Genomic DNA, 15584 nt, shown 5'->3' with positions numbered 1-15584 from the left:
TTTGCGAGAGACTTCAAAGAATAAGGGAGCATCCGTGTCATCAATACGGCTTTATTCGCCAGTCAGAAAGTTGTTCTATCATCTGGGCGAGGTCGCGGGATCTCCGTGCTGTTCTGCGCGTGGGGTACATGCACCCGAAAAGGTTTCCGCGCATCTTCACACCCGCCGTTATTCTGCGAACGGGGGGCGCATGTTCTCAGTCCGTTGTCGAGGCGGGGGCTTTTTCAGCGATATATTAGCGCGGCGGCGCGGTTGATTCGCGCACGACCAGATGAAACTGGACCTGTTGATGCAGAACCGGAGCGTGACCGGCCAGCACCTCGACCAGATACCGGCCTGCACGGGTCCAGATTTCATTTGTCGGCATGTGAATGGTTGTCAGGCTTGGTTGCAGATGCCGACTCCATTCGAGATCATCAAAACCAACCACTGACAAATCTTGCGGGACTGAGGCACCCAGCCGGATGGCCGCCATCATCACGCCATAGGCGATGACGTCATTGCCGCAGATAATGGCGGTCGGTCTGTCTGGCCCTTGCAAAAGCATGCGCGCGGCATCGCCCGCATCGGACAGGTTGTAGTCCACATGCAAGACCCATTCGTCCGGAGGGCTGCATCCGTTTTCTGCGAGAACGGAGAGGATCCCGTCGAGCCGGGCTTGCGCGCGATCATTGTTGCGCTGATGTGCGGCAACGACTGCGATGTGTTTATGACCCAGTCCGGTGATGTATCTTGTTAGTTCTCTGCCAGCCTCTCGGTTGTCGACCCCGACAGAGGGGTAGGGCTTGGCCGGTTCATAGACGCCCACATTGATGAAGGGGATCGAATTCGCCGCCAGTAAACGATGCAGCGTCGGGTGGTGCCTGTCGCCGCGCAGGATCAGGGCATCGATGCCGCGAGCGACCAGATTGCGGGCCTGTCGCAGTTCCGTTTCCAGATCATACTCGTTCGTGGCGAGAAGCAGCAGATAGTCTTTTGACGCCAGAAAGCTTTGCAGAGCCTGTATCCCCTGGGCGAACATGGCGTTGTCCACAGTCGGCACGATCGCACCGATCGTCTGGTTCCGGCGGGAGGACAAGGCGCGTGCGGATGCGTGCGGAATATAACCGGTTTCTTCAATGACTTTGTCAATCTTATGCCGCAATGCGACACCGACAGAGGCCGGATTGTTCAGGAACCGCGACACGGTTGCTGTCGAAACCTCGGCGCGTTTCGCGATGTCCCGGATCCCGATGGCCTTACGATTTCCTAAGGAAATGTCAGAATTTCTGGTGTTCATGCGATCCTCCTAAGCAAGTTTAGCCGTAGAATTTCAGAATTGAAAACTGTTTCTTGACGTGGTGCGACGCGAATCCTTGACGTGAGGGAAATTCAGGTGATATGTAACCGGTTACATGCTGTTGGAGGCAGTATGGACGGTACTACCATTCAAGGGAGGAAGCACATGCACATAACATTCAGAAGTGCCGCGTACCTGTCGACAGCGCTTGCCGTTTGCTGGCCTGCTGTGAGTGTCGCGCAGGAGTTCGACTGGCGCGCACATGAAGGCGAAACGATTACATTTCTGGCAAATTCCAATCCGCTCGGGCAGTTGATCGTTGCAAATGCAGACGAGTTCCGTGAGCTGACCGGCATCAATCTGGTGGTGGACAGTTATCAAGAGCAGCAGATGCGCCAGCGCTTGATGACAGTGATGAACGCGCGCAGCAATGAGGTCGACATCTTCATGACGCTTCCTTCGCGCGAGGGCATGCAATTTGCATCCGCGGGCTGGTATGCGGATATTTCGGATTTCATCGAGAACAACGTGTCGCCAGACTATGATGCGCAGGGGTTTGGACCTGCCTTGATGGAGGCGGCGACCTTTGATGGCGCATTGACCGGGGTCCCGCTGAATATTGAAGGTCCGTTGCTTTATTATCGCACCGATGTTTTCGAGGAATGTGGCCTTGAGGCCCCGGCAACGCTTGACGCGCTGGTTGACGCGGCCGCAAGCCTGAGCGACTGCACCGATCTGACCCCGTTTGCGTCGCGCGGGCTGGCACCGGCGGTGCCCTACACATTCGCGGGTTTCTTGCGCAATATGGGCGGCGAATACATGCATGACGGCCAGTCGGCACTTTGCGCGCCTGAAGCACAGCAAGCCCTCACGCTCTATTCTGATCTGCTTCGGGACTATGGCCCTCCGGGGGTGGTGAATTACAGCTTCCAACAATTGACTGCGCTTTATCGCGCTGGGCGTTCGGCCATGTCGTTCCAGTCGTCAAACGAGTTCGGACCGATCATGGAGGGTGGTGTCCGGCTTGAGGATACCGCGATCATTCCACTGCCCGAAGGGCCGGGCGGGTCGCATCCGACAGTGATCGGCTGGTCGCTGGCGATTTCTTCGCATTCCAGCAATCCGGATGCGGCATGGTATTTCCTGCAATGGGCAACTGGCCCGGAAATGCAGGCACGCCTTGCACTGGAAGGGATCGCGCCCCCGCGTGAGGCCATCGCGGAATCCGAGGATTACCGGGCATGGCTGAGCGAAAGTGAGGTGCGCCAGCAATGGCACGACGCTTTGACCGTGCTTGCCAATACCGGGTCTTCCGAGATTGGCTATCCGATCGTCGCCAACCCGGAATCGCGTGAATATATCGGGCAGGCGGTCGCGGATCTGCTTTTGGGCAATGGCACAGTCGAAGAGGCCTGCGCGCGTGCCGACACTGCTCTGAATGCGCTGATCGCAAGAGACTGAGCCTTGCGCACCAGACCAGCGCATAGACTGCGCTGGTCTGGCAATCCAAACCGTTATCGCAGGGGAGCATTGGCTTGACGTCTGCATCTTTCCTGTTGCCGCCAAAGTTTCATGCTGTCGTCATTGGCGGCACAGGAGGGATCGGCGCGGCAATTGTTGACGAGTTCTTGCACCATGGCGCATCCGTGACCGCGACCGGTGCCACTGCCGCAGAGGTCAACGCGGCGCCTCATCAGGGGCGAGAGGGTCTGAGTGTCGAAATTCTGGATATTACCGATGACAGGGCAATGACAGAATTTGCGGCATCACGCACGCATGTCGATTGTCTGGTCAATGCCGCAGGGATCCTGCGGCGGGACGCGGAATATGATCTGTCGGTTTTTCAGGCGGTGATTGACGTGAACCTGACAGGCACCATGCGCACCTGCCTTGCGTTTCAGGGGGCGCTCGCGGCCTCTGGGGGCAGCATCGTCAATATCGCGTCGATGAATGCCTTTGCGGCTTTGCCAAGGCTCCCTGCCTATTGTGCCTCGAAGGGGGGTGTGGTGATGCTGACGCGCGCGCTTGCGCATGCCTGGGCGGATCAGGGCATCCGCGTGAATGCGGTGGCGCCGGGATATATCGAAACGCCGCTGAATGCCGAAGGGCGCAAGGACAAAGCGCATTATGACCGCATCGCCGCCCGCACGGCCTTGAGGCGGTGGGGACAGCCCGAGGAAATCGCCGCCACAGTCGCGTTTCTGTGCATGCCCGGTGCGGGCTATGTCACAGGATCGGTGTTCTCTGTCGATGGCGGATTTCTGGCCGGATAGGGAGACAGACAATGAGAGTCGAAAACAACCAGCGTCGCCAGATGGCGATGATGTCACTGCCGGCGCTTGTCTTTACCGTCAGCATGATTGCGTTTCCGTTCATCTACACAATCTGGATGAGCTTTCAGACCTATTCCTCGACCGGTCAGATCACGGGCTGGGGTGGGGGGAATTACCGGCGCATGATCGATGATGCGCAGTTCTGGAACGGTATCTGGATCACCTTCTATCTTTATGCTCTTTCGCTGGTGATGCAGTTGGTGCTTGGTACTGGCCTGGCGTTGTTGTTATTTCGTGCCAAACGCCTGCCGGGTATCCTGAGATCGCTTTTCATCTCGCCCTTTCTGATGCCGCCGGTCGTGGCCGGGATGATGTGGCTTGTGATCCTTGATCCTTCGCTTGGGGCTGCGAACTGGATTCTGACCTCACTTGGCCTGCCGCCGTCCGATTGGCTGGCCTCTCCGATGATGGTGGTGCCAACGCTTGCCATAATCGACACATGGCAATGGACCCCCTATGTCGCGCTTATTGTGCTGGGGGGGCTGCAATCGCTGCCGCCATCCGTCTATGAAGCCGCCGAAATAGATGGCGCTTCGCGGCGTGCGGTATTCTTCCGGATCACGCTGCCATTGTTGCTGCCCACATTGGTCACCGCGATGGTGCTGCGCTCTGTCGATCTGCTGCGGTTTTTTGACCTGATCTACATCACGACGCAGGGCGGCCCGTCAAACCATTCGATGACCCTGAACATCTACGGGTTCCGGCAGGGCTTCGAGTTTTTCCAACTGGGCTATGCCAGCGCGCTGATGGTCACTTTGTCAGTGATGGTTCTGGGTGCGGTCATTGCACTTAATCGGCTGCGTGCAGGAGTGGAGTGGTAATATGTCAAGAAAACCCTCGGATGCACCCTGGCTGGATTGGGTCAATGTGGCGCTACTGGTCCTTGCGGGGATCATCGTGATGACGCCGACGGCATGGATGATCCTGTCCTCATTCAAGCCCTCTCACGAGGTCACGGCATATCCGCCGACGCTGGTATTCTCGCCCACAGGAGAGAATTACGCGACGCTGACACGCCAGACACCCTTTCTGAGCTATGCCGTCAATTCGCTGATCGTGACTGCCGGATCGACCATTCTGGGCCTGCTTTTCGGTGCACCCGCTGCTTTCGTGGCGTCATGGACGCGGATCACATGGCCTGCTGTCGTTGCGCTTATGGCACGGATGGCACCGGGCACGCTGTTCCTGCTGCCATGGTATGTGATGTTTCGGCAAGTGGACATGATCGGCAGCTACTGGGCGTTGATCCTGACGCATGCTGTGATCACCCTGCCAATCGTGATCTGGGTCTTGCTGCCTTATTTCGATGCGATCCCGCGTTCGATCTTTGAAGCGGCGCAGGTTGATGGGTGCTCGCCCTTCCGGATTTTCCGGCGGATCGGTTTGCCGCTCGTGTCGTCAGGTCTGGCTGTGTCCTCTATTCTGGCCTTTGTGTTCTCGTGGAACTTCTTTCTGTTCGCGCTGGTCCTGAGCAATGCGCAGACCAAGACCCTCATCGCGGCGTCTTTCAACTTCATCGGCGAAGGCTCGACCAACTGGGGTGGGCTGATGGCCGCTGCCACAATTATCGCCCTGCCACCGCTGATTCTGGCGATTGTCGTTCAGAGATGGCTGATTTCCGGGCTCACCCTTGGCGCCGTGAAAGGATGAACATGCGTAGCAATGAATCGATGATGCAGGCGGCTGATTTCCGTGGGAATGAGGAAATCCATGTCGTGGCGGCACCGCGCCCCGAACCTGCCGCCAATGAAGTACTTCTGCGTGTCGCCTCGACCGCGCTATGTGGTTCGGATTTCAAACTGTGGCGTGGCGGTGCAGAATTTATCGCAGGCCATGAAATTGCCGGTTGGGTCGAACAGCCCGGCCACAGGCTGCACGGTAAGCTTTGCGCCGTCTATATCCCCGAGCATTGCGGCAGTTGCGCGACCTGCCTTCAGGGCATGACGCAAAGTTGTCTGACTGTATCCTCGCTGATCGGGTGGAACCGGCATGGTGGCTATGCCGAATTCCTGACCGTGCCGGAAAACTGTCTACTGGAAGTTCCTGAAGATATTGACGAAACCCTTGCGCCGCTGCTGCTGGACACGATCGGAACCTCGGCGCATGCGCTGCGCGAAGCGGCGCGGCATTTGCGCAATTCATCCCCGACAGTGCTTGTCATGGGGGCAGGGCCTGTCGGGCTGGGTGTGCTGCTGGCGGCACATGCCTTGGGCTATGGCAGCATTGATGTCAGTGAGCCGAACACCGAGCGGGCGGAACTTGCGCGTGAATTCGGTGCAAATATCGTCCCGACCGCCAGCACTGAGAAACGCTATGATCTGATCGTGGAATGTTCCGGCAATCACGCTGCGCGGGATCTGGCGATCCATCTCGTGTTGCCTGCTGGCGTGATTGTTCTGGTGGGCGAGAATGCAAAACCTTGGGTGATCAACGAAGACAAGGTCTTTCGCCGCAAGGATTTCACTATGACGCGAACCTTCTATTTCCCGAAAAGCGAGTTTGCGGAAAATGTGGCGCTTCTGCGCGCGGATCGCGCGCGTTACGCCAGACTTGTCGATGATCGCTTTGCGCTGGCGGATCTGCCACGCAAATTCGCGGATTTTGCGAGCGGCAAATCCATCAAACCCATTCTGTCATTTGCAGGGGAGCAGTAATGGCCTCGATCTCGTTGAGAAACGTCGTCAAGAAATATGGGGCGGCGACCGTCATCCCGGATTTGAATCTGGAAATCGAGGATGAGGAATTCATCGTGCTGGTCGGCCCATCAGGCTGCGGCAAGTCGACATTGCTGCGCGTTCTGGCCGGGTTGGAAGCAATCGACGGGGGCGATCTGATGATCGGGGACAGGCGCGTGAATGATGTGCCTGCAGCGAAGCGCGATATTGCCATGGTGTTTCAGGATTATGCGCTCTACCCGCATATGACGGTCCGGCAGAATATGGCCTTTGCGCTGGAAATGCGTGACCTGCCTGCGAGCGAGATCAACGCCAAGATTGATGCTGCCGCGAAATTGCTGGACATTCACCCTTATCTGGATCGCCGCCCAAAGGCGCTTTCGGGTGGACAGAGGCAGCGGGTGGCGATGGGCCGTGCGATCGTGCGTGACCCGCAAGTGTTCCTGTTCGATGAGCCATTGTCAAATCTGGACGCGAAGCTGCGCGGGCAGGTCCGGGCCGAAATCAAGACACTGTCCCGGCAATTGCGCACGACGATGGTTTTCGTCACGCATGACCAGATCGAGGCGATGACCATGGCCGACCGGATCGTTGTCATGAAATCGGGCGTCATCCAGCAGGTCGGGACACCGGAAGAGGTGTATGAGGCCCCGATCAATCTGTTTGTTGCCAGCTTTATCGGCTCGCCCTCGATGAATTTTCTGCCGATTACTCTGGAGGGCGAACAGCTTCGGCTGGCAGGGGGGGACAGCTTGCCGCTTGACAGTGGTCTGAGCACAGGGGTCAGTGGGCCTGACCTGATCCTTGGTGTGCGCCCCGAACATTTTGAAGTGGTGCCAGAGGGGCAGGGCATCCCTGCCGAAATCATGCTTGTCGAGCCTCTGGGTTCTGACACGCTGATCCATGTCCGCGCTGCGGAGCAGGATCTGATCGCCCGCGTCTCGCCTGACCTGAGGCCCGTGGCCGGTGGTTCGGTATTTTTGCGCCCCATCGCCGGCAAGGCACATCTTTTCGACAGTGCCACGGAAATGCGCCTCATCGGAAAAAACGGAAAGTGACGCTATGACATTGAAACTGATTGATCAGAGCTTGCTGCGCGCAGATGCCTTCATCGCGGGCGCGTGGATTGCGGCAGCGCCAGAGGCCGCGATTGCTGTGACAAATCCTGCGGATGGGGCCGTGATTGCGTCTGTCCCGAGCCTGAGTGCAGAGCAGATCGAGCGCGCGATTGCTGCCGCAAAATCCGTGCGCGCCGATTGGGCCGGGCGCCCCGCCAAGGCGCGCAGTGCGCTGTTACGCAAATGGTATGATCTGATCGTCGCGAATGCGGATGATCTGGCGCAGATCCTGACTTGGGAACAAGGTAAGCCGCTGGCGGAAGCCAAAGGCGAAATCCTGTCGAATGCCGCCTATCTGGAATGGTTCGGCGAAGAGGCCAAGCGCGTTTACGGCGAAGTGATCCCCGCACCGGCACAGGACCGGCGCGTTATCGTTCTGAAACAACCCATCGGGGTCTGCGCTGCGATCACGCCGTGGAATTTCCCCAATGGCATGATCACGCGCAAGGCCGGTCCCGCGCTTGCTGCCGGGTGCCCGATCATCGTGAAACCTGCGTCCCAGACACCGCTTTCAGCAATCGCGCTTGCGGTGCTGGCGGAACGGGCGGGCATCCCCGCTGGCGTGTTTCAGGTGGTGACCGGCAAGGCGCAGATGATCGGGTCGATCTTCTGCAAAAGCCCGGATGTCGCAAAGATCAGTTTCACAGGTTCGACCGAGGTCGGGCGCTGGTTGATCCGTGAAAGTGCAGATGACATCAAGCGGCTCTCGCTTGAACTGGGGGGGAATGCGCCTTTCATTGTCTTCGAGGATGCAGACCTTGATGCCGCCGTTGCGGGCGCGATGATCGCGAAGTTTCGCAATTCCGGTCAGACCTGCGTCTGTGCAAACCGGATCTATGTGCACCAGTCTATCGCCGAAGACTTCGCGCAGCGCTTGGCGCAAGCCGCGCAGAAACTGAATGTGGGTGACGGCGCGCAGGACGGGGTGGAGCAAGGCCCGCTCATTGATCTTGCGGCTGTGGAAAAGGTCGAGGCCCATTTGCAGGATGCGGTGACGCGCGGCGCGCGCGTGCTGTCGGGTGGCAAAAGGCACGCTTTGGGCGGGTCGTGGTTCGAGCCGACCGTTCTTGCAGATGTCAGCCCCGATGCGCTTGTGGCCCGAGAGGAAACTTTCGCACCACTTGCCCCGGTGATCCCTTTCGCAACTGAGCAGGAGGCGATCGAACTGGCAAATCGAAGCGAGTTCGGCCTTGCGGCGTATTTCTACAGCCGCGATCTGGCGCGGGTGTTCCGGGTCGCGGAAGCATTGGAATCCGGCATGGTCGGGATCAATACCGGCATGATCGCGAATGAGGCCGCGCCGTTTGGCGGGGTCAAGCAATCCGGCCTTGGTCGCGAAGGGTCGCGCCATGGGATCGAGGAGTATGTGGAGATGAAATATCTCTGCATAGCTGGTCTATGATTGCCGCAGCCCAAGGTTGGACAAAGACTGATCCGGTGGTGATCTGCCTCGGGCTTACGGCCATGGATCACATCTGGTCGGTCGGTTTGCTGCCGCAGGATGCAGGTAAATCCGTGGCAGGTGGCTATGTGTCGGGTGGTGGCGGGATGGCGGCTACAGCCGCGGTCGCTGTTGCCCAGCTTGGCGGGCAAGCGCAATTCTGGGGCCGTGCCGGGCAGGACAGTGCAGGTCTGGCCATGAAACGCGAGCTTGCGCTTGATGGCGTCAATGTCGATCAGTTCCGCTTGTTCGAGAATGCCCGGTCGTCGGTGTCCTGCGTGCTGGTCGATCCGGAAGGCGAGCGCCTGATCGTCAATTTTCGCGGTGCGGATTTGCCGCAATCGCCTGACTGGCTTAACCTGGAGAAGGTCCGTGAGGCTGATGCGGTCCTTGTGGACCCGCGCTGGCCGGAGGGCGCGGTCGCAGTGTTGCGCGCCGCGCGGGATGCCGGGGTGCCGACAGTACTGGATGCGGATGTTGCCGAAGCGTCGGTCTTTGAAACCCTGTTGCCGCTGACCGATCACGCCATTTTCTCTGAGCAGGCATTAGCGCAGTTTGCAGGCCCAGAGGGGCTTGAGAAGCTGGTGAAATATGGCTGCCAGGTCGCGGCGGTGACGCGCGGCGCGCAGGGCGTTGACTGGATCGAGGCCGGTCAGCACCGCCATCACCCCGCGTTCGATGTCGATGTCGTCGACACGAATGGTGCGGGCGACGTCTTTCATGGGGCATGGGCCATGGCCATCGGGGCAGGGGCTGACAGCCAGTCCGCCGCTGGTTTCGCGGCGGCAGCGGCGGCATTGAAATGCACGCGGCGCAACGGCCGCGCCGGAATTCCCAATTTTCAACAAACACTCAAGCTGTGGAGAACGCTAGAATGACTCAGATCGGTAAAACGCGCGGGATGGCGCGCTTGGCGGATGCGGATGGTTTTTTTACAATGGTAGCCCTCGATCAGCGCCCGCCGCTTGTGAATGCCATTGCCAAAGCGCGTGGACAGGCCGCGCGCGAGGTTTCGTTCCATGACATGCTTGCCGCGAAACGCCTGTTGGTCGAGGGGCTGTCGCACCACGCCTCTTCGATGTTGCTTGATCCGAATTTCGCAGTGCCTGCCGCTATCGATATTCTGCCCGCGCGTACCGGTTTGATCGTTACGCTTGAAGAGCATCGCTTTGATGATACTGCCGGGGGGCGCATTTCGCGTTCCATCGATAATTGGAGTGTCGAGAAGATCCGCAGGCTGGGTGGGGATGCCGTCAAAGTGTTGGCATGGTATCGCCCTGATGCCGCGCCAGAAGTCATTCGTCACCAGCAGGATTATGTGCGCACGGTTGCTGCGGAATGTCGCCGTCATGACATTCCCTTCGTGCTGGAACTTCTGGTCTATCCGTTTGCCGACAGCAAGCAATATACCACGGATTATGTGGAAAGCGCCGATAAGCGGGCCGATCTGGTGGTCGAAAGCGTGCGGGAATTTGCAAAGCCTGAATATGGCGTTGACCTCTACAAGCTGGAATCGCCATTGCCTGCGGCGTCGTTGCCGGAGCGTAATGGCAGCGCAGAAGCCAAAGAAGCGGCGGCGCAATTCGAGGCGATCGGCCAGATCTGCAGGGATGCGGGCATTCCTTGGGTTCTGCTGTCAGGAGGCGCTGCGCCTGAGGATTTCGAGCGGGTGCTCAGCTATTCCTATGCTGCGGGCGCTCAGGGGTTCCTTGCCGGTCGCACGATCTGGCTGGATGCGATCCAGTCGCATTTTCCTGACCGCGCGGCCGTCCTTGACGCCTTGGCACAGGACGGAAGCGCCCGCATGCAGCGCCTGTGCGATCTGACACGCGCGCATGCGAAGCCGTGGTCACCGAGCTATGATTTCCAGACGATTGACCGCGAAGGTGCCTTCGCTTGCGCCTATGCATGAGACTGGTCTGTCCTTTCGTATCGACAGGATTAGTGCCTGGTCGCTGCGCGCACCGCTGACTGCGCCGGTCGCAACGTCTTTCGGTGTCATGCGCGATCGGCCGGCAGTGTTCGTGCGCATCGAAGAGGCGTCCGGCGCGGTCGGCTGGGGCGAGGTTTTTGCAAACTGGCCTGTAGCCGGGGCGGAGCACCGGGTCCATCTGTTGATGGATGATCTGGCCCATATCGTGCTGGGGCGGACATGGGAGAGCCCGGCCGAGATGCTGCGCACCCTTGAGGCAACGACCCGTATCCGGGCGTTGCAATGTGGTGAGCCGGGACCGTTCCGGCAGGCCATTGCAGGGCTTGATATCGCGGCTTGGGATCTGGTTTCAACGCGCAGCGGGGTTCCGCTATCGGCTGTGCTGTCGGACCGCCCTGCCGCGCGTGTTGCGGCCTATGCGAGCGGGATCCATATTGCCAATGCTGCCAAGGCGATTGAAAGCGCGCGTAGCATCGGGTTTCGCGGCTTCAAGGTCAAAGTCGGGTTCGACAGCACCGGGGAGCCAGAGGCGCTGGGCGATTGCATGAACCTGGTGCAACCGACTGAGACGCTGAGTGCCGACGCAAATCAGGCATGGTCTGTGCCCGAGGCCAGTGCGTTTCTGTCGAAGATCGCGCCTTTGGGGTTGCGGTGGATGGAAGAGCCGATTGTGGCGGATGCTTCGCTTGCTGACTGGGCTGAACTTGCAAAGATCGGCGTGCCCTTGGCTGGAGGCGAGAATATAGCTGGATTTGCGGATTTCGATACTCAGATCGGGGCCGGGCATTTGCGCTATGTGCAGCCCGACGTCTGCAAATGGGGCGGTGTCAGCGGCAATCTGGCGGTTGCACAACAGGCGCTTGAAAACGGCCAGATATACTGCCCGCATTTTCTGGGTGGCGGGATTGGGCTGCTTGCTTCCGCCCATGTTCTCGCGGCTGCCGGGGGCGCGGGCGCGCTTGAAGTCGATGTAAACGCCAATCCATTGCGCGACCTTGTTGCAAGTTCGCAGGCACATATCTCGGATGGTTATTGGACTTTGTCTGCGCGTCCGGGGCTTGGGCATGGTTTCAGGAGCCTGCCCGAAGAACTTGAGAGCTTTGTGACCTTGCAGCGTGAAACATGAGTTTTTCGGCGTTGCAGTGCAACGACCGGGCATTTCAGGAATTGTGACTAAAAGAGAGGAAACCCATGGGCCATGTCGTGATATCCGAGTTCATGGACGCGCCAGCGATTGACTGGCTGCGCGCGCGCCATGATGTGACATATGACCCTGAACTGGTCGATGATGCCGAGCGTTTGCGGCAGGTCTGTGCCAATGCGGATGGTCTGATTGTGCGCAACCGCACGAAGGTTGACCGCGCCCTGATCGAGGCAGCGTCCGGCTTGTGTGTGATCGGGCGACTGGGGGTCGGTCTTGACAATATCGACACGGAATTTGCGGCTGAGCGCGGGATCGAAGTCTGTCCTGCCACTGGCGGCAATGTGGTATCGGTTGCTGAATATGTCGTCACAGCGGTTCTTGTTCTACGCCGCGCGGCCTGGATGGGCAGTTCTGAAGTGCTGGCCGGACATTGGCCACGGCAGGCGATGATCGGCTATGAATGTGCAGGTGCTTGTCTTGGGCTTGTCGGATATGGGGCCATTGCACAGGCAGTTGCACAACGCGCGCGCGCGCTCGGGATGACGATAATCGCCTATGACCCGTTCCTGCCCGCAGATCATCCGGCATGGCAGAGCGCAGAGCGCCATGAAACGCTTGAAACCCTTCTGTCGGCTGCGGATGCTGTCAGCCTGCATGTGCCATTGACGGACACAACGCGAGGTCTGTTCAATGCAGAGCGTCTTGCGGCGATGAAGCCGGGGGCTGTGCTGATCAACACGGCGCGCGGGCAGATTGTCGATGAAACCGCGCTTGCGCGCGCCTTGCAGGCGGGCGGGATCGGCGGCGCTGCCATGGATGTCTTTGCCAATGAACCGTTGGCATCGGGAAACGCGCTGGCCGGGGTGCCCAATCTGATCGCAACGCCCCATATTGCCGGTGTGACAGTGGAATCGAACACGCGCATAAGCTGGATCACAGTGCAGAATGTGGTCCGGCATCTTGAGGCCTGAGGTCCGGTCCGGGGGAGGGTGCTCAGGCGCTGCGGCGTGGAATCAGGGCAAAGTCAGTTCGGTAGCTGCGTTGCTCGCTTTCGCGGTTCAGGATGCAATTGGCGACGGTTTCGGCAATTTGTTCCGCTTGTGGGCGTATGGTTGTCAGTGGCGGGACGCAATTTGCAGCAAAGTCGAGATCACCGAACCCCGCGACGGCCAATCTGTCTGGTATCGTCAGATCGCGTTTCTGCGCTTCGAACAAAACGCCAAGCGCGACGATATCGTTTGAACAGGCCACAGCCCGCACATCGTTTCCGATCGCGTCGAGCATGCGGGCGCCCGTGGCGGTGCTCGCAGGGGCCGGGTCTGAGATAAGTTGCGCTTTGCACCCGGCCTCGCGCATTTCTTCCATGAACCCGCGCGCCCGGCTGGCTGCGCGCGTATCTTCGTCAAGACGCGCCCCCAGAAAGGCCACATTCTCATAGCCGCGCGCTATGAAATGCCGGGCCATGGCACGGCCCACCTCTTCGTGGGGAAAGCCAACTGCGCAATCGATCGGGGCGTCGGGTAATTCCCACATTTCGACCACGGGTGTTGCGGTTTTGAGGAGAAGGTTTCGGGTCCCATCCGTGTGATCATTCCCGGTCAGAACAATCGCCGCCGGTGCCCATGAAAGTGCCGCCCTGACAAGGCGCTCTTCTTGCTCAAGCGAATATTCTGTATGTCCCACAAGTGTTTGCAAGCCATTTCGCGAAAGGTTCTTCTCGAGTGCGGACACGGTTTCCGAGAAGAACGCATTTCGCAGCGATGGCACGATCACGCTGACGACCCGCGATCCCGCTGCGGCCAGACCGCCTGCGACATAGTTGGGGACATAGCCCAGTTTCTCGATGGCGGCGGCGATGCGTGGCGCGATTTTTGCAGAAACCGCTTCCGGTTTGCGCAGAAAAAGCGACACCGAAGATGCAGAGACCCCAGAGTGGCGCGCGACATCCATCATGGTCACGCGCTCCATCCCGCGCCGGACACGCTGCGCTTTTTCCACCTCCGTCATTTTGCCCTCAGATTTCCAGTTTACTACCGCACAAAACTATCCCGAGGAGTGGACATGACACAAGAGCGCGCCTGCCACGGCTGTGCCACACGTCCTGGAAAACACGTTTTGGTGGGTTCCCCGGCAGCTGAGAAAAGTGTTTGACGTTAAAAATCGTAGCGCTATTATTTTGACCGGTGGGGAGGATGCTTCGCCACAAAACCTGAGGGGAGGAGAAGCTATGAGAACGAAGATTACGTTTGCCAGCCTGTTCGTGATGCTGGGTGCTGCGACAGCGGCGCAATCTCAGACCATGGAGCTGGTTGTTCCATTTGGCGCAGGCGGCGGGAGCGACACAGTTGCGCGCGTTTTCGAGCGGGGGTTTTCTGCGGCGCTTGATCGAACAATCGTCATTCGCAATATTGCTGGCGCGTCCGGCACCATCGGTGCGGCTGCGGTGGCGCAAGCATCAGCGGACGGGAATACACTTGGCTATATTCCGATCGGTCCGTTGGCGATACAGCCATCGCTGCGCGACACAGCCTATGATCTCGACAGTTTTGACTACATCTGCCAGACGACTTCGACGCCTGTATTTCTTTTGCAGTCAGCCGGATCGGATAAGTCGGAAGTCGCAGAATGGGTAACGCAAGGCGCCGATAGCCGGGTTGTTTACGGGTCCTCCGGGCCGGGCACGATCCCACATATTGCGATGGCGGCCTTTGCCACCGAAGCAGATATGAACTCTGTCCATCTGCCGTTTGACGGCACAGGCGTCGCGATGAATGCAATGGCAGGCGGCGAGATTGATCTGTTTGTCGACACTGCCACGGTCATGGAATCCTACGATGTGACGGCATTGGCGGTTTTCTCTGCCGAGCGTCTTGAAGCCTATCCGGATATCCCGACCATGGCCGAGCTTGGCTACGATCTCGAATTCTCGGTCTGGCAAGGCCTTGTTGCGCCGACAGGTCTGGACGAAGCGCAGAAAAGCGCGTTGGCAGATGCCTGTTCTGCTGCTGTTGACGCGACGGCGTTTCAAGAGCTGGCCGCGCAGACCAATACCGGCCTGATGTATCGTGGGCCTGAGGATTTCGAGGCTTTCGTACGCAGCAATGCCGAGGTGAACGCGCAAATCCTGCAAGACGCGGGCCTGACGCAATAACCGCTAGAAACGCTGGCTGATTAAAAGGGAGGTGCCGTGATGTCGCGACAGGCTGAGGCTGTCTTGTGCTTTGGTCTGGTAGGGCTGGCGGCACTTCTCATGTGGTTTTCTTTTGTCTCGGGGGGCGGCATCAACACCGCCTCTACAGATTCGCCGATGCGATTGCCGCGCATCTTGCTGGCACTGTGGATCGTTCTGGCGGCGGGGTGTGGCATTCGCGCGATCTTCATCCCCGCCAGATCGCCGGACAATCCGGGCGAGGCGCCAAAACATCTTGGCAGAGCCGCCCTGATGGTGGTGGTTTTGTTTCTGGTGGCGCTGTCACTGCCTTATCTGGGTTACCTTTTCTCCGTGACGGCAGGCATGGCCCTTATCCTTGTGCTGCTTCGCGAAACCAGCCCGCTGCGCTTTGCTGGCGCGCTCTTGCTGCTAGGCCCGGGGTTCTGGGCGCTGTTCCATCACATTCTGGGTCTGAGGCTGCCCCTGATGGTGTCGGGGGGGATGTTCTGA

Annotated in this window: 16 protein-coding genes; 14 read left to right on the top strand and 2 right to left on the bottom strand. The window is 59.1% G+C overall.

Features of this window, described 5'->3' with window-relative positions; all coding sequences use genetic code 11:
* Positions 1-235: 235 nt before the first annotated feature.
* Positions 236-1279 carry a LacI family DNA-binding transcriptional regulator gene (locus BG457_RS11170; RefSeq protein WP_139257705.1) on the bottom strand — a complete coding sequence of 348 codons (1044 nt, stop codon included), beginning with the start codon at positions 1277-1279 and terminating at the stop codon, positions 236-238.
* A 165-nt stretch (positions 1280-1444) separates the two neighbouring features.
* Between BG457_RS11170 and BG457_RS11165 the strand changes: the two genes are divergently transcribed.
* The 11 genes from BG457_RS11165 to BG457_RS11115 all read left to right on the top strand — a co-directional run bounded on the left by BG457_RS11165 (position 1445) and on the right by BG457_RS11115 (position 12894).
* Entirely contained in the window at positions 1445-2740 is a 1296-nt protein-coding gene (locus BG457_RS11165) for an ABC transporter substrate-binding protein (protein WP_071797235.1), read from the top strand.
* A gap of 74 nt (positions 2741-2814) precedes the next feature.
* Positions 2815-3552 carry an SDR family NAD(P)-dependent oxidoreductase gene (locus tag BG457_RS11160; RefSeq protein WP_071797234.1) on the top strand — a complete coding sequence of 246 codons (738 nt, stop codon included), beginning with the start codon at positions 2815-2817 and terminating at the stop codon, positions 3550-3552.
* A gap of 11 nt (positions 3553-3563) precedes the next feature.
* The gene (locus BG457_RS11155) at positions 3564-4433 is read left to right on the top strand and encodes a carbohydrate ABC transporter permease (protein ID WP_071797233.1); all 870 of its coding nucleotides are present in this window, start codon (positions 3564-3566) and stop codon (positions 4431-4433) included.
* Between the two features lies 1 nt (position 4434).
* Positions 4435-5262 carry a carbohydrate ABC transporter permease gene (locus tag BG457_RS11150; RefSeq protein ID WP_071797232.1) on the top strand — a complete coding sequence of 276 codons (828 nt, stop codon included), beginning with the start codon at positions 4435-4437 and terminating at the stop codon, positions 5260-5262.
* Between the two features lie 2 nt (positions 5263-5264).
* Complete coding sequence (locus tag BG457_RS11145) at positions 5265-6266, top strand: alcohol dehydrogenase catalytic domain-containing protein (RefSeq protein ID WP_217649519.1); 1002 nt, start codon at positions 5265-5267, stop codon at positions 6264-6266.
* The gene (locus BG457_RS11140) at positions 6266-7345 is read left to right on the top strand and encodes an ABC transporter ATP-binding protein (RefSeq protein ID WP_071797230.1); all 1080 of its coding nucleotides are present in this window, start codon (positions 6266-6268) and stop codon (positions 7343-7345) included. Before BG457_RS11145 ends, BG457_RS11140 begins: the two co-directional genes overlap by 1 nt.
* 4 nt (positions 7346-7349) lie before the next feature.
* Positions 7350-8807 (top strand): NAD-dependent succinate-semialdehyde dehydrogenase, encoded by a 1458-nt coding sequence (locus BG457_RS11135; protein ID WP_139257703.1) that lies wholly within the window; start codon positions 7350-7352, stop codon positions 8805-8807.
* Entirely contained in the window at positions 8804-9724 is a 921-nt protein-coding gene (locus tag BG457_RS11130; protein ID WP_071797229.1) for a PfkB family carbohydrate kinase, read from the top strand. The genes BG457_RS11135 and BG457_RS11130 overlap by 4 nt, the downstream gene beginning before the upstream one ends.
* On the top strand, positions 9721-10758 hold the full coding sequence (locus BG457_RS11125; RefSeq protein ID WP_071797228.1) for a tagatose 1,6-diphosphate aldolase: 1038 nt from the start codon (positions 9721-9723) through the stop codon (positions 10756-10758). The genes BG457_RS11130 and BG457_RS11125 overlap by 4 nt, the downstream gene beginning before the upstream one ends.
* Positions 10751-11905 carry a mandelate racemase/muconate lactonizing enzyme family protein gene (locus tag BG457_RS11120; protein WP_071797227.1) on the top strand — a complete coding sequence of 385 codons (1155 nt, stop codon included), beginning with the start codon at positions 10751-10753 and terminating at the stop codon, positions 11903-11905. Before BG457_RS11125 ends, BG457_RS11120 begins: the two co-directional genes overlap by 8 nt.
* A 65-nt stretch (positions 11906-11970) precedes the next feature.
* Positions 11971-12894 (top strand): hydroxyacid dehydrogenase, encoded by a 924-nt coding sequence (locus BG457_RS11115; RefSeq protein ID WP_071797226.1) that lies wholly within the window; start codon positions 11971-11973, stop codon positions 12892-12894.
* Between the two features lie 22 nt (positions 12895-12916).
* Here BG457_RS11115 and BG457_RS11110 read toward each other — a convergent pair whose 3' ends face one another.
* Positions 12917-13873: a LacI family DNA-binding transcriptional regulator gene (locus BG457_RS11110; protein WP_425434925.1), complete on the bottom strand. Its 957-nt coding sequence runs from the start codon at positions 13871-13873 to the stop codon at positions 12917-12919.
* On the opposite strand from BG457_RS11110, the gene BG457_RS20595 reads away from it, so the two are divergent.
* From BG457_RS20595 to BG457_RS11100, 3 genes are all read left to right on the top strand, one after another.
* Positions 13779-13988, top strand: a complete 210-nt coding sequence (locus BG457_RS20595; protein ID WP_245770987.1) for a hypothetical protein — start codon at positions 13779-13781, stop codon at positions 13986-13988. The two genes, BG457_RS11110 and BG457_RS20595, sit on opposite strands and share 95 nt — an antisense overlap.
* A gap of 78 nt (positions 13989-14066) precedes the next feature.
* Positions 14067-15074: a Bug family tripartite tricarboxylate transporter substrate binding protein gene (locus BG457_RS11105; protein ID WP_139257699.1), complete on the top strand. Its 1008-nt coding sequence runs from the start codon at positions 14067-14069 to the stop codon at positions 15072-15074.
* A 39-nt stretch (positions 15075-15113) separates the two neighbouring features.
* Positions 15114-15584, top strand: a complete 471-nt coding sequence (locus tag BG457_RS11100; protein ID WP_084657601.1) for a tripartite tricarboxylate transporter TctB family protein — start codon at positions 15114-15116, stop codon at positions 15582-15584.

It is taken from the genome of Natronohydrobacter thiooxidans, assembly GCF_001884735.1.
Taxonomy (GTDB): domain Bacteria; phylum Pseudomonadota; class Alphaproteobacteria; order Rhodobacterales; family Rhodobacteraceae; genus Roseinatronobacter; species Roseinatronobacter thiooxidans_A.
This window is presented reverse-complemented; position numbering and strand designations above follow the sequence as displayed.

Coding starts and splice junctions, on each gene's coding strand:
- BG457_RS20595 (WP_245770987.1), top strand. CDS start 13,779: ATGCGTGGCGCGATTTTTGCAGAAACCGCTTCCGGTTTGCGCAGAAAA.
- BG457_RS11135 (WP_139257703.1), top strand. CDS start 7,350: ATGACATTGAAACTGATTGATCAGAGCTTGCTGCGCGCAGATGCCTTC.
- BG457_RS11125 (WP_071797228.1), top strand. CDS start 9,721: ATGACTCAGATCGGTAAAACGCGCGGGATGGCGCGCTTGGCGGATGCG.
- BG457_RS11145 (WP_217649519.1), top strand. CDS start 5,265: ATGCGTAGCAATGAATCGATGATGCAGGCGGCTGATTTCCGTGGGAAT.
- BG457_RS11140 (WP_071797230.1), top strand. CDS start 6,266: ATGGCCTCGATCTCGTTGAGAAACGTCGTCAAGAAATATGGGGCGGCG.
- BG457_RS11170 (WP_139257705.1), bottom strand. CDS start 1,279: ATGAACACCAGAAATTCTGACATTTCCTTAGGAAATCGTAAGGCCATC.
- BG457_RS11120 (WP_071797227.1), top strand. CDS start 10,751: ATGCATGAGACTGGTCTGTCCTTTCGTATCGACAGGATTAGTGCCTGG.
- BG457_RS11130 (WP_071797229.1), top strand. CDS start 8,804: ATGATTGCCGCAGCCCAAGGTTGGACAAAGACTGATCCGGTGGTGATC.
- BG457_RS11155 (WP_071797233.1), top strand. CDS start 3,564: ATGAGAGTCGAAAACAACCAGCGTCGCCAGATGGCGATGATGTCACTG.
- BG457_RS11115 (WP_071797226.1), top strand. CDS start 11,971: ATGGGCCATGTCGTGATATCCGAGTTCATGGACGCGCCAGCGATTGAC.
- BG457_RS11110 (WP_425434925.1), bottom strand. CDS start 13,873: ATGGATGTCGCGCGCCACTCTGGGGTCTCTGCATCTTCGGTGTCGCTT.
- BG457_RS11150 (WP_071797232.1), top strand. CDS start 4,435: ATGTCAAGAAAACCCTCGGATGCACCCTGGCTGGATTGGGTCAATGTG.
- BG457_RS11100 (WP_084657601.1), top strand. CDS start 15,114: ATGTCGCGACAGGCTGAGGCTGTCTTGTGCTTTGGTCTGGTAGGGCTG.
- BG457_RS11165 (WP_071797235.1), top strand. CDS start 1,445: ATGCACATAACATTCAGAAGTGCCGCGTACCTGTCGACAGCGCTTGCC.